Annotated in this window: 10 protein-coding genes; 7 read left to right on the plus strand and 3 right to left on the minus strand. The window is 45.1% G+C overall.

Annotation, left to right across the window (positions count from 1 at the left end; all coding sequences use genetic code 11):
* Positions 1-2 precede the first annotated feature (2 nt).
* Both J2736_RS05330 and J2736_RS05335 read right to left on the minus strand, forming a co-directional pair.
* Positions 3-1,856 carry an ABC transporter ATP-binding protein gene (locus J2736_RS05330; protein WP_397340160.1) on the minus strand — a complete coding sequence of 618 codons (1,854 nt, stop codon included), beginning with the start codon at positions 1,854-1,856 and terminating at the stop codon, positions 3-5.
* A complete protein-coding gene (locus tag J2736_RS05335; protein WP_310224167.1) occupies positions 1,840-3,588 on the minus strand; it encodes an ABC transporter ATP-binding protein in 1,749 nt (582 codons plus the stop codon). Before J2736_RS05335 ends, J2736_RS05330 begins: the two co-directional genes overlap by 17 nt.
* Positions 3,589-4,000: 412 nt before the next feature.
* Between J2736_RS05335 and J2736_RS05340 the strand changes: the two genes are divergently transcribed.
* From J2736_RS05340 to J2736_RS05370, 7 genes are all read left to right on the plus strand, one after another.
* Positions 4,001-5,329 (plus strand): ABC transporter substrate-binding protein, encoded by a 1,329-nt coding sequence (locus J2736_RS05340; RefSeq protein ID WP_310224169.1) that lies wholly within the window; start codon positions 4,001-4,003, stop codon positions 5,327-5,329.
* Between the two features lie 72 nt (positions 5,330-5,401).
* Positions 5,402-6,298: a carbohydrate ABC transporter permease gene (locus J2736_RS05345; RefSeq protein WP_310224171.1), complete on the plus strand. Its 897-nt coding sequence runs from the start codon at positions 5,402-5,404 to the stop codon at positions 6,296-6,298.
* 6 nt (positions 6,299-6,304) lie between these two features.
* Positions 6,305-7,135, plus strand: coding sequence for a carbohydrate ABC transporter permease (locus J2736_RS05350; protein ID WP_310224173.1), 831 nt, complete (start codon positions 6,305-6,307; stop codon positions 7,133-7,135).
* A 34-nt stretch (positions 7,136-7,169) separates the two neighbouring features.
* The gene (locus J2736_RS05355) at positions 7,170-8,228 is read left to right on the plus strand and encodes a glycoside hydrolase family 43 protein (RefSeq protein WP_310224174.1); all 1,059 of its coding nucleotides are present in this window, start codon (positions 7,170-7,172) and stop codon (positions 8,226-8,228) included.
* Positions 8,229-8,590: 362 nt separating this feature from the next.
* Entirely contained in the window at positions 8,591-9,925 is a 1,335-nt protein-coding gene (locus tag J2736_RS05360) for an ABC transporter substrate-binding protein (RefSeq protein WP_310224176.1), read from the plus strand.
* Position 9,926: 1 nt separating this feature from the next.
* Positions 9,927-11,711 carry a cache domain-containing sensor histidine kinase gene (locus tag J2736_RS05365; protein WP_463675854.1) on the plus strand — a complete coding sequence of 595 codons (1,785 nt, stop codon included), beginning with the start codon at positions 9,927-9,929 and terminating at the stop codon, positions 11,709-11,711.
* Positions 11,704-13,320 (plus strand): response regulator, encoded by a 1,617-nt coding sequence (locus J2736_RS05370; RefSeq protein ID WP_310224181.1) that lies wholly within the window; start codon positions 11,704-11,706, stop codon positions 13,318-13,320. The genes J2736_RS05365 and J2736_RS05370 overlap by 8 nt, the downstream gene beginning before the upstream one ends.
* Here the strand turns inward: J2736_RS05370 and J2736_RS05375 are convergent.
* Positions 13,307-13,729, minus strand: a complete 423-nt coding sequence (locus tag J2736_RS05375; RefSeq protein WP_310224183.1) for a hypothetical protein — start codon at positions 13,727-13,729, stop codon at positions 13,307-13,309. The genes J2736_RS05370 and J2736_RS05375 overlap by 14 nt on opposite strands.
* Positions 13,730-13,935: the final 206 nt, after the last annotated feature.

The raw sequence follows: 13,935 nt of genomic DNA on the forward strand, positions 1-13,935 counted from the left end.
TGCTATTCTGGCGTATTGCTCTGTGTGACAAACTGATTGGAAAACATCCGATAATACGTGCCTTGCTGACTCATTAGAGCATTGTGATCGCCTTGCTCCGCAATCTCTCCGCGAGAAATAACCATGATTGTATCGGCATTTCGTATGGTATTCAAACGATGCGCAATGATAAAGCTTGTACGGCCCTTCATGATCGAGAGGAGGGCTTCTTGAATGTGCAGCTCAGTCCGCGTATCGATAGAGCTAGTTGCCTCATCGAGAATGAGAATAGAGGGATCTGCCAGAATAACGCGGGCAATCGCCAGCAATTGGCGCTGACCTTGGCTTAAATTCCCGCCGTTCTCGGAAAGCAGCGTCTCAAAGCGTTTGGGCAGCCGGCTGATGAACGCATCTGCATTCGCGAGCTTCGCTGCGGCAAGTACTTCCGCATCCGTCGCCTCAGGATTGCCGTACTTGATGTTCTCTTTAATCGTGCCGGAGAACAGATACGTATCTTGCAGCACGATCCCAAAGCTGCGGCGAAGACTGTTGCGGGTATACGATTTGATATCTCTGCCGTCAATCAAGATTGTACCGCTTGTCGCGTCATAGAAGCGGGTCACCAGATTGACGATAGTCGTCTTCCCAGCTCCTGTCGGACCGACAAGGGCAAGGCTGCTGCCTGCTGGGGTCTCGAAGCTGACCTGATTAAGAATCGGCATATCGGGTCGATAACCGAACGTCACATCCTGGAAGATCACTTGGCCAATCGGTTTATCCAGCTCAACCGCTCCTGGTTCGTCCTCCACTTCCTCAGCTTCATCTAGTACCTCAAATGCACGCTCTGCCCCAGCCACACCGGATTGCAGGACGTTATACGTGTTCGCAATCTCATTCAATGGTCTTACGAATTGTCGTGAATAGCTTAGAAAACTTGCAATGACACCGACAGTTATGTGCCCTTTCACCGCCAACACACCGCCGACGATCGCTACGGCGGAAAAGCCAATATTATTGATGACACTTAGCAGTGGCATCAAAAATCCAGACCAGATTTGCGCCTTCAAGCCAACCTCATATAAGCGGCCATTCACTTCGTTAAATTCAAGAACCGTTTTCCTCTCACGATTGAAGGCTTTGACAACAAGAAGACCCGAGATGGTTTCCTCAATATGTCCATTTAGCTTGCCAAGTTGTGCTTGTTGTTCTTTAAATAGGACACGAGTACGTTTGGTGATGGTTCTAGCTAACAGGAATACGAGTGGAACGGTAATGAGACTGGCGAGCGTTAGTGTGGGACTTAGAACTAGCATCATGATTAAAGAACCGACAATGGCAATGGAGCCTGACATCAATTGTGTTGTTGATTGTGAGATCGAATTGCTTACGTTGTCAATGTCATTCGACAGCCGGCTCATGATATCTCCATGCGTACGTCCATCGAAGAAAGAAAGCGGCAGCTTCTGGAGCTTGGCAAACATGGTTTGGCGAAGGCGCTTTACAACACGTTGGGCAAGTCCTGCCATGACCCAGCTTTGGAGGAAGGTAAGCCCGCCATCAGCAATGTAAGTGCTAATGAGAACTATCATCACCACATCGAAGACACGATAGTTCACTTGTCCCCCGGCCATGGCATCAATGGCAACACCAATGAGATAAGGGCCTGCTAAGGTTAAAGCTGAGTCTGCTAAGATAAAAAGAAAGACGATGGTCAGCCATTTGCGTTCTGTCCCTAAATAAGACCAGAGCCGAAGCAAGGTGCCTTTAAAGTTTTTGGGTTTTACCGTCGGAGCTCGTCCACCTCCTCGAGCCATCGGCCCCGTAATCATCGGAACATCAGGTGCTTGTTGACGAGAGCTTTCATTCGGCTTTGACATGATGAGGCAGCTCCTTTCCGAATTGGGATTGACATATTTCCACATAGACTTTACAGCTTTCTAGTAACATCTCGTGTGTACCGATGCCTACAATTTCACCATCGTCCATTACGACGATTTTATCCGCATCCATGACAGAGGTTATGCGCTGGGCAATGATTAAACAAGTAACGCCAGAAGCAAAGACTTTGAGCGATTTTTTGATTTCGGTCTCAGTTGCTGTGTCGAGCGCGCTCGTACAATCATCTAGGATTAGGATGTCTGGCTTCCTCACGAGTGCACGTGCAATCGATAGTCGTTGTTTTTGTCCGCCGGATAAGTTCACACCTTTTTGTCCTAGTCGGGTGCCATAACCTTCGGGGAAACCAACAATAAAGCTATGCGCTTGCGCCATAGTCGCAGCTTGTTCAATCTCTTCACGTGTCGCATGCTCATTGCCCCAGTGTAAATTCTCTTCAATCGTGCCGCTGAACAGAATCGTATTCTGTGGCACAATGGCAATGCGATCTCGCAGTTTGGCAGGGTCTAATTGACGGATGTTCACACCATCCACACGGATCTCGCCAGAGCTTGCGTCATAGAACCGGGGAACAAGACTTACAAGGCTGCTTTTCCCAGATCCGGTGGAGCCTATAATGCCAACGGTTTCGCCAGGGAGGCAGGTTAAGTTAATCTGTTTCAGTACAGGTTCTCCAGCAGCTCCCTCATAGGCAAACGACACATTCGCGAAGTCAATTCGGCCGCCTGGGCGATGAGCAGGAAGTTCCGCTTTATCATCCCAAGTCATTTCATTCAACTGATTGAACACTTCACCAATCCGAGTAGCGGATGCTTTCGCTCGAACGAACATATTAAAGACCATTGAAATGGTTAGCAAAGCAAACAAAATCTGTGTCATATAGTTGACGAACGCTACGATATGCCCAACCTGCATCTGGTGTTGATTCACCCGCCAAGATCCGAGCCAAAGCACAGCAACAATTCCAAAATTGACCGTGAGCAGAATGGAGGGGTTAAAGATGGCCAACAGCCTCGTCACTTGGATGGATTTGTCTTGATACTCGATATTGGTCTTCTGAAACTTATCGGCTTCATGATCGAAACGATTAAAAGCTTTAACCACGCGTACACCAGATAAATACTCTCTAATGACGCGATTTACACCGTCTAGCGCTTTCTGAACGTTAACGTAACGGGCAAATCCGACTTTCAAGTTCAGGGCTACGAGTATACCAACGATAGGGACTACGATCAGTAGGACGACAGCCAAGTGCATATTCAGTCTTACTGCCATAATTAGACTTCCGATACAGAGGAGAGGCGCTTTTACAAAGATACGCATGAGTCCATTCACAAAATTTTGAACTTGAGTTACATCATTCGTTAGGCGCGTAATTAAGGAAGCCCGTTCAAATCGCTCAATATTGGTAAAAGAGAGAGATTGCATTTTTGCGAATAAATCGGCTCTAAGCTCAGTGCCGAATTTTTGTGAAACATGGCTGGCGACAATATTTCGCATTGATGCTGCGACTGCACCAAAAGCTGTAATCATTAGCATGATGCCGCCCATTTTAAGAACATAATCAAGTCGTTTCTCCGCAACACCGACATCCAAAATGTGAGACATAATAGTCGGTTGCAACAAATCCGCAAGCGCTTCCAGCATGACAAAAAAAACAGCCACTAGAAACAGTTTCCAGTGCTTTCTCACATATTTCTTCATGAAATCCATCGTGTACACTCCTCTTTCGGCAGTCAACTACTCTCTTGAACGATACTCCCATTGTAACAAATTGTCATCCTTAACTCGTAACCATTTTCCTGAAAATATGTCCAATGGTTCATGAATATCGTCATGGTAACGCTTTCTGTAAAACCTTATAGTTAAATTGTGGTTAAAACATCGAATCAAGGAGGTATAAAGCATTCGAATTCACTTATATACCAGACAATTCATGAAGGTACGGGGATGGCAAGCAAAGGAAAGAGCGATCTAAGGTCCATTGGCGTGGGAACTCCTTAGAATCGCTCTCGGTAGTGAGAATGAATTTCGATTGAAATTCACAGCTCACTACAATTTTGACACAAATTCAACGAAGTAAGCAAGTACAAATTGTGTTTAAAATTGAAGGGAGATTACAACGATGAGAAAAATGAAAAACTTACACTTGATGGGTGCAGCAGGTTTGTCGATGGCTTTGGTTTTAGCGGGATGTTCCTCAACGAAAACAGCAGAGACTTCACCGGCTGCAGCTTCTCCAGCAGCTTCACAAGCAGCAACGGCAACGAAAGCGCCTGAGCCTGTCAAAAGTGGCGAGAAAATAACCGTTAACTTCTGGAACCCGTTCTCGGGGAATGATGGTCCATTCATGAAGAAAATCGTCGATAACTACAATAAATCACAAGACAAATATACGGTGAAAATGACCATTCAACCGAATGGCGACTACTACAAGCTGCTTGATACAGCCATTGCTACGAAAAAAGGTGTTCCTGACGTCGCGATCATGCATCTTGACCAAACGCCTACCTACATTGCGAAGGATCAGCTGCAACCTTTGGATGCCATTGCTAAAGCGGTTGGCGTTGAGAAAAGCAACTTTCCTCCAGCAACCGTGGAATACTCGACAAAAGACAATAACTGGTACAGCATTCCACTCGATATTCATCCACTAGTCATGTACTACAACAAAGATTTGTTTAAAGCTGCCGGTATTACGAAGGTACCAACGAACCGTCAAGAGTTTGTTGATGCTGCAGTTAAGTTAACCGATGCTTCCAAAGGCGTTTGGGGAGCAGCAATGCCAACCTTCTGGATCCAAAACTTCTTGTTCCCAACTATTTTATTCCAAAATGGCGGCGATTTCTTAGACGATAAAGGTAACATTGCCTACAACTCACCAGCAGGTGTAGAAGCGGTTACTTTTATGAGAAGCCTAACAACGATGAAAGTTTCACCTCCAACCGTTGCAGCAGATGGCGATTTCAACCTGTTCCAACAAGGGAAAAGTGCGATGCACTTTAATGGTCCTTGGTCGAAAGATGCCTTTGATAAAGCGAAAATTAACTATGGTGTAGCTCCAGTTCCACAACTTGGTACAGTTAAACAAGCCGTGTTCGGCGGGTCCCATAACTTTGTTATTCCAAAAGGAACGACAGACGCGAATGTACTTGCCGGTGTAGGTGATTTCTTGAAATATGTGAATGCGAATTCCATTGACTGGGCAGAGTCTGGTCAAGCCGTAGCTTCCAAAGTTGTTCGCGACAGCGCAGCTTTCCAAGCCATGACACAGCAGCAAACCGAAGTAGCGAAGGAATTTGAGTATGTGAAATTTGCACCAAAAGTATTAAATTGGGGTCCGATTTCCGACAGTATCTGGAGCGAGCTAGCAAATGCGCTTCAAGGTAAAAAAGAACCAAAAGCTGCGCTTGATGATGCAGCAGCCAAATCAACAGCAGCCATGAAGAAGTAACCATAGCTTATCATCATGGAAAGGCGGGTACCCAGTACCCGTCTTCCCTTTTAAAGAAGAGGAGGGAATCAAGTGCCTACCCCATCACATTGGAAATCAAAGCTGACATCAAGCTTATTCATATTACCTTATCTGATTGCTTTCTTAGCTTTTACACTGATCCCCATCATTTATGGGTTCATTATTAGCTTAAAGCAATACAACCTGCTGGATCCTGTGCATCCATTCGTGGGACTCGACAACTACCGCAAAATATTTACGAGCGGAACGCAAGAGAATGATTTATTTTTCATCGGAATGAAGGCAACATTGAAATTCGTCGTGTTTTCAGTACCTTTTTTAGTCATCGTTGGGCTTGGATTTGCTCTTTTGTTAAATGCGCTCCCAACAAAATTACGCTCCCTTTTCCGTTCGATTTATTTCATTCCATATGCCGTTTCCGCTACCGTTATGGCGGTGATTTGGAAGCGAATGTTCGACGTGACAGGCGGATTCTTCAACCTCCTATTAGCCAAAGTAGGCATTCGGGAGTTCGATCCTGTTCCATGGTTGTTGGACACACCTTTCGTGTGGTTTGCTCTTGTTATTGCAACCTTATGGTGGACGATCGGCTTCAACATGATTATTTTCGTAAATGCGCTGAATGGTGTGCCTGAGGATCTCTATGAAGCAGCCAAAATTGATGGTGCAAACGGTTGGGATCGACTGAAGGGAATTACGCTTCCTTTCATTAGACCTGTTCTTATTTTTGTTTTGATTACCTCAACAATTGCCTCTTATAATGTCTTCGCTCAGCCTAATCTGATGAGTAACGCAGGGGATGAGACCAAAGTGCTATTGATGGGGATTTTGCAAACCGCCTATACAGCGAGAGAAATCGGGTCCGCATCTGCGATGGCGATTCTCATGGGGTTAACGATCATGATCGTGTCTGTTATTCAATTCAAAGTCACGAGCCGGAAGGAGTAGAGGACGTTGAAATCACTGAAAATCTTTTATGTGCTGATTGCTTCCGTACTAGGAATCATTTTCATATTGCCGATCTTATGGATGTTTTCCAATTCATTTAAGACGGATATTGAAGTCATGTCACCTGTTTTTCATTTATTTCCACAAGAGTTTACATGGGACAATTTCCATACTATTTTTGTTGGTGGAGCTGTAGAGGTTCCGATTTTCCGTTGGATGTTTAACTCCTTTTTCGTAGGCTTTGCCGCGACATTCCTAGTCATTCTACTGGATGCAATGGCTGCTTACGCGTTAGCGAAGCTGGATATTCCTTTTAAAAGAACGCTATTTGCCCTTTTCGTTGGATCGATGATGGTTCCGGGCATTATTTCCTTCTTACCTCAATATTTGAATTTCAGTAATTTCAATCTGATTAATACGTATTATGTGCTCATTTTGCCATACTCGGGTGGGGCGCTCGGCGTGTTCATGTTAATTCAATTTTTTCAATCATTTCCCAATGAGATTATTGAGGCGGCACGGATTGACGGGGCCAATAAATGGCAAGTATTTACATCGGTTTTGATGCCATCTTCTATTTCTATTGTAACGACACTGGCTATTTTCACATTTATGGGTGTTTTTAATGACTATGTATGGCCTTTCTTTACGGTTACAGACCTCGAAATGCGAACCCTGACAGCAGGGGTGGCGGTTATGGCAACAGGCAGCTTTACACAGTCGTATGGCAAATTAATGGCACTAGCGACGCTATCGACGATCCCGACACTGATTATCTTCCTCATTGGTCAGAGACAATTTATTCAATCGATTACGGCAACTGGGGTCAAGCAATAGAGGTAAAGATGTGAGGCGAGGTGAATAGGTAAAGGTGAGTTTATTCATACGGAAATGTACGGTGATTTGTTTAAGTTTGGTATTGTTAGCCGGGTGTACGAAGGGAGCTGTGGAGACTCAAGTGAAGGAAACCAATAACGTTGTTTCACCGACAAAGGAAGTCAAAACATTTACCAATCCGATTATCGATAATGGTGCGGATCCCTGGGTGACTAGTAAGGATGGCACTTACTATTACACACATACAACAGGAAATTCCATCCGTGTGTGGAAATCGAAGACGCTGACTGGGCTGGCTGAAGCCGAATATAAGGACGTCTGGTTCCCGCCAGTTTCTGGACCGAATACGTCCAATATTTGGGCGCCTGAATTACATTTTATTGCTGGAAAATGGTACATCTATTATGCAGCCGATGACGGCAAGAATGAGAACCACCGCATGTTCGTGCTCGAATCCGTAACGGATGATCCGCTTGGTGCTTACGTTGATAAAGGAATGATGGATACAGCTGGGCGCTGGGCAATTGACGGGACTACGCTGCAGAAGAAGGATGGATCGCTTTATTTCATCTGGTCAGGCTGGGAGGGGGCCGTTAACGTGAGTCAACACCTCTACATTGCACCGATGAGCAATCCGTACACAATTAGCGGAAAGCCTGTTGAAATCTCGCGTCCAACCTTCGATTGGGAGTTGGTCGGTAATCCGACGATTAATGAAGGACCGCAGGTCTTGCTGCATGAGGAACGGATTTTTGTGATTTACTCGGCTAGCGGGAGTTGGACCGACGACTACTGTCTAGGCATGCTGAGCGCGGAGATGAGCAGTGATGTTCTGAATCCGGCTGCTTGGAAAAAGGGAGAAAAAGCTGTGTTTTCGAAAACGGAGCAGGTTTACGGACCTGGGCATAACTCGTTTGTGAAGTCGTTGGATGGCAAAGAAGACTGGATCTTGTACCATGCGGCCAAGACGCAAGGATCCGGCTGGAATCGCAACGTGCGTATGCAGCCGTTTCAGTGGAATAAGGATGGTACGCCGAATTTCGGTACGCCGATTGCGGAGGGCGTGCCAGTCGCGGTGCCAGGCGGGGAGTAACATGGCTGTAGCGGTGAAAAACACGCGCTTACAGCGTGTAGCCGCAGCGACGAGATGGAATGCGCTCGCTGTAGCGGTGAAAAACACGCTTGCAGCGAGTAGCCGCATCCGCGAGATCGAATGTGCGCGCTGTAGCGGTGAAAAACACGCTTACTGCGTGTAGCTGCATCCGCGATAGCGAATCTTTTCAGTAACGCTCTAATTTTCTCCGAAAAGAAACTGAAATGCCCGCAATGGGCATTTCAGTTTCTTTTGTCTAGAAATCCAAAAATATGTCCATGACTAACGGAAATAGGTCATTGGCTTGCCTCAGCTTAAGTTTGTATAATGAAGGCATAGTTTGATGGCAGGAGGGGTTTCACTTGAGCAGAAGACAACAACCAGGTAGGAAAGCAGCGAAAGCGATATGTTTTCTTCTCATGTTGAGCCTGTGTACGGTAGGCTGTGATAATCCGCAGACGAACGTGGCACCCGAGGAGCAAGCGGCTAGTAAGCTGCGAATTACCTTTTGGACACCATTTAGCGGTGGGGATGGGCAATTTATGGCGGAGCTCATTCAGCAATATAACAATGAAAATACGGATCATGTAAAAATAGAGCAGATTAATAATAATTCAGGTGATTATTATACAAAGCTGTCCACAGCAATTGTGACGGAGGAAGCGCCTGATATTGCGATTGTTCACTCGGCCAAGTATTCGCAGTATGCACCAGCGGGATTTTTAACGGACTTGAATGCGCTAGCGATCGAAGCTGGCGTCCATTGGGACGATTTTAACCCAACCATTCTACAAAGTACTGTGGCTGATAATAAACATCTCGGGATCCCGCTGGATACACACTTGGAAGTGATGTATTACAACAAGGATTGGCTGAGAGTCGCCGGTCTATTGGATGAGAAAGAAAAACCGATTATGGCAGAAGGCGAGGCAGGTTATTTAGCGTTTCTAGAGAAGATACGCGCAAGTGTACCGCAGAATATTACACCATTAGCAGAACCCAATGTTCGGATTGACTCGTTCTGGATCTGGTTCTCTTTCTATAACCAAATGAAACAGGATGGCGGTAGATTTTATACCGATGATGGGAAGGCGGCTGCGATTGACAATCCATCTGCATTGAAATCGTTGGAATTCGTCAACTCGCTCTACACGAAGAAGCTCATTTTGCCTAACATTAATGATCAGATTCAAAGCTTCGCAAAGGGCAATGCGGCGACGTTAATTTCGGGGGTCTGGGGAACGGGAACGTTAGAGAAAGCACCAGATTTACACTTCGGGGTGACCAAAATCCCACAAATCTATGATCACCCTGCAGCCTGGGGGGATTCGCATACGTTTTCACTTCCGTTTCATGAAAAACCGGATAAACAAAAGCAATTAGCAGCGATCAAATTTGCGAATTGGGTAGCCGCTCACGGCGCGAGCTGGGCGAAGGCTGGACATATCCCTGCCGTGAAAAAAGCGGTCGCTTCGGAAGAGTTCCAAAAACTGAAATACCGTCCGGATTATGCCAGTGCCGCAGATGATGTGAAATATTTCCCAAATCAACCGCGGCAGGGTTCGATTAACGATGAGCTTGTGCGTGAGTTCGAGAAGATGATGGCGGGACAAATCACGCCGCAAGAGGTGCTGCAAAATGCGCAAAAGATCATTAATATCAATCTTCAAATCCAGCAAAATACACCTCAACAATAGGATGCAAGGGTTGAAAGATTTGCCTATTGCCATAAAGTTAATTGTGATGAGTGCTATTTTCATAGCGGTTCCATTAGGCATTGCCAGCTATTTAACCTTTACAAGCTATTCAGCCTCCATTCAGAAGAATACAGGCAAATATCAGATGGACGTAGTGAAAGAGCTCACTGCTAATATTGATACGTATTTAAATGAGCTTAATTTATTGACACTATTGCCTTATCAATCTCCTCAGATTATGAAATATTTGGAAGTTACCGAGAAGGCAAATGAGAATCTCTCATTTAATGATCGTGTAACGATTGAGGATTTCGCGAAGCGTGTTTTTGCCAATGGACGTGTGGACATTTCGGGCTTGACGTTATATCGCACCAGAGGCGGTAATGTGTATACGGCCATAACGGAAGAACAGGCCAATTATACGATGCGTGATGTGAAGAAGGAAGTCTGGTACGACAAGGTTTCCCAAACGGGCAAAGTCGTATATCTAGGCACATTTAACAAGAATGGATTAGGAACGACAAGTCAGGTATATTCTTTTGCAAGGAAAATTCGGAGTGTGGATACGGGGGCCGTGCTGGCCTATCTCGTTCTCGATGTGGATAAAAATGTGATTCGAAATAAAATAGAAGCGATCTCGAATGATAAGAAAAATATCATGATCGTGGATAATGACGGTTCCATGATTTATAAAAGCACGCTGACCGGCCCAGATGCGGAGCAAATCAAGCAGTTCAAAGGGATGGGGACTGTTGTCTATAAGCAAAATAACGACTTCGAGTTGGTATCCTACTATACGTCACCTTTAACGGGTTGGACCATGATCGAGATGGTTCCTTTGGCTATTTTGCTTCAGGACACGGTGTATGTGCGGAATTATATTATTCTAATCGGTGCGGTGTGCTTGCTGATGGCGATCATTATTTTCACGTTATTTGCCCTTCGGATCACCAATCCGATCAGTGAGTTACGTAATCTCATGAAAAAGGTTGTAGTAGGCGATCTTGCAGTTTCCATTCCTATTCATAGCCGAGATGAAATTGGACAGTTAAGTCAATCTTTTAACATCATGGTTTCGAAGCTTAGTGATCTGGGATACCGGTTGTACGAGTCGGAGATTCGAGAGAAAAATGCACAAATTTCGGCTCTTCAGAGTCAAATTAATCCTCATTTTTTATACAACACGCTTGGTTCGATTAGTATGTATGCGGAAATTCAAGGCAATAAAGAAGTTGTGAAAATGACGAATCATCTCAGCAAGCTGCTTCGATATAGTATCAATAGTCATCAGAGTCAAGTCCCTTTACATTTGGAATTAGAGCATGTGACGGGTTATATGGCGATTCAACAAATTCGTTTTGAGGATAAAATAAAGTTCAACGTTTGCATAGAGCCTGAGTTGCTGAGCTATTCGGTGATTCGATTTATTTTACAACCGATTGTCGAGAACAGTATTGTTCATGGGATTGATAAAGGCAACGGCTACGGAACGATCAGCTTATTTGGGAAAAAGCAGGATCATCAGATGTTGATCCAAATTCAAGATGATGGCGCAGGGATGAGTGCCCAGCAATTACAGACTCTGAAGGATCGGAAGTTCCAGATGACGACAACCGAAGAAGGAACAGGCGGGACAGGATTAATGAATGTACATCGTAGAATCGCCTTACGGTACGGGAATCAGTATGGTGTGACCATCGAGAGTAGTCTCAAGCAAGGTACGACGATTTCATTAACTTTACCGCTCATCGAAGGTGATCACGAAGGGAGGATGAAAGATGCCTAGTATCTTAATCGTGGACGACGAAACCATATTTCGCAAAGGGATACGGTTGATGATTGGGGATATGCAAAGTGAATGGCATGTGATTGATGAAGCGAGGGATGGTGCTGAGGCATTAGAGAAGCTCGAGGAACTGCAGCCTGATTTCATTATTACTGATATTAAGATGCCGAGGATCGATGGAATTCAGCTTCAATATATTGTGAAAGAGCGCTATCCTCACATTTCGTGTGTAGTGATGAGCGGTTATAACGATTTTCAATATGCGCGAGAATCCTTGCGGTTGGGTGCGAAGGATTACTTAATGAAACCTTTTGGGCGGGAGGAACTGTATGCCTTGCTTGCAAAGCTGCAGGAAGAGTGGATAACCGAGAAAAGACCGAATAAAACGCATGGCATGGATCAGCAGGTTCAGAATCAGATGCGGCAGCATGTGCTTGCGGGGCTTCTCACAGGGAATGTACATCACGAAGAGACGGAGTTGCTGGAGAATGTTGGGATACATTTTCCGCATTCGTATATTAGTTGTTTAATCGCCAAATTGGATCGGGATTCAGTGACAGATGAGCGTTATTATCAGTTGAATCCATCACTTTTTTCCATCTATATTCAGCAGTTTATTCAAGAGAGTCTTAATGAGAGTTTCAATGGGTATGTATTCATTCACCACGACACGGAAGTTGTCGCATTGATTAATCATGCAGGCACGGCTACCATCAATTCGGATATGGAGAAGCTAACGAATCGAATTCGGAAAGATATTCGGGTACAGTCTAATTTTACACTGACATTCGGGTTAGGCAGTCCTGCGAAAGATTTGGAAGCTATTTCCAAGTCTTATAAAGAGGCTGGATTAGCGTTGTTGTACCGCTTGGTTATTGGTGGAGATCGCTTGCTGTCCAACGAAATTGTTGCGGAGATGACGATGGAAAAGCATGATTGGCACGCTGCCGATTGGCATTCCTTAAATCAATTCGTCCAAGAAGGGGACTTAGCGAATGTACAGCAGCAAGCCAGTCTTTACGTGACGAAGCTTTGCCAAGAGTGGAAAGATCCTGAAATGATTCACCAACAAATTTGTAAAATGCTGCTGCATTTCTACGAGTTGGCCGTGAATTTGGCCGTTGTGAAGATGTGGCTGCAAAACACGGATGTGAAGCAGGTCTTGGTAGACATTTACTCCTATTCGTCCAGTAAAGAGTTGATTGAGCGCTGTCAGAAGCTGCTGGGTGATCTCACGATCTGCATCGGAAATCGCAAGAAAAAGATCGTAACCAGCCCCGTCGAAATCGTGGTGCGTTACGTCGAGGAGCATTATGCGGAATCCATCACCTTGAATACGATGGCTGAAATTGTTTATCTCAGTCCGTCTTATTTAAGTAGCTTGTTTAAAAGTAAACAAGGGAAGTCATTCATTGACTTTTTGACAGAGAAACGGATTGAGAAGGCAAAATCGCTGCTGCTCTATTCCGATGAAAAGATTCAAGCAATCTCGGATTCTACCGGATTTACGAATATTAGACATTTTAATCGGGTGTTCAAAACGATTACGAATCGGACTCCCTCTGAGTTTCGGGAGGGGAAAAGCGTGGAACCGTTCAAGGTGAATTAGACTTGAACGGTTTTTTTGTATTGGGGAGGGTACGTCCCCAATTGAGTGCGAGCTCGCGCGGCGAAGGGAAGAGATACTCGGAAAATTCGAGTAACTCAGTCTCGCACGGCAGAAAAGTGAAGAGATACTCGAAGAATTCGAGTAACTCGGTCTCGCGCGGCAGAAAAGTGAAGAGATACTCGAAAAATTCGAGTAACTCGAGCACGCGCGAGAGAATAAGGCAGAGATACTCGAAGAATTCGAGTATCTCGGTCTCGCGAGTTGAAAAAAGGCAGAGATACACGAAAAATTCGAGTAACTCGGTCTCGCGCGGCAGAAAAAGGCAGAGATACTCGAAGAATTCGAGTATCTCGGTCTCGCGAGGTAGAAAAAGGCAGAGATACTCGAAGAATTCGAGTATCTCTGCCACTCTCTCTGCCTCACGCATGTAAAAACCCTAAAAAATAGCAATAGCGTGCAACAATTAAGCAATAAGCGCCTATAACAGCGCTTACAAACGTGCTACGCTTGATGTAGACGAAGCTCATTACATGCCTTGACGCTAATCCGTGTAAAGGAGGGAAGATGAAAGCTACTTTGCTGTTTTTTTAAAGAAACGGTACCTATAGGAGGAAA

Source organism: Paenibacillus qinlingensis (genome assembly GCF_031455095.1).
GTDB lineage: Bacteria > Bacillota > Bacilli > Paenibacillales > NBRC-103111 > Paenibacillus_E > Paenibacillus_E qinlingensis_A.

Bases quoted from the DNA above. Each gene is read 5' to 3' on its own strand.
- J2736_RS05330 (WP_397340160.1), bottom strand. From the start codon at position 1,856: ATGTCAAAGCCGAATGAAAGCTCTCGTCAACAAGCACCTGATGTTCCG.
- J2736_RS05335 (WP_310224167.1), bottom strand. From the start codon at position 3,588: ATGGATTTCATGAAGAAATATGTGAGAAAGCACTGGAAACTGTTTCTA.
- J2736_RS05340 (WP_310224169.1), top strand. From the start codon at position 4,001: ATGAGAAAAATGAAAAACTTACACTTGATGGGTGCAGCAGGTTTGTCG.
- J2736_RS05370 (WP_310224181.1), top strand. From the start codon at position 11,704: ATGCCTAGTATCTTAATCGTGGACGACGAAACCATATTTCGCAAAGGG.
- J2736_RS05365 (WP_463675854.1), top strand. From the start codon at position 9,927: ATGCAAGGGTTGAAAGATTTGCCTATTGCCATAAAGTTAATTGTGATG.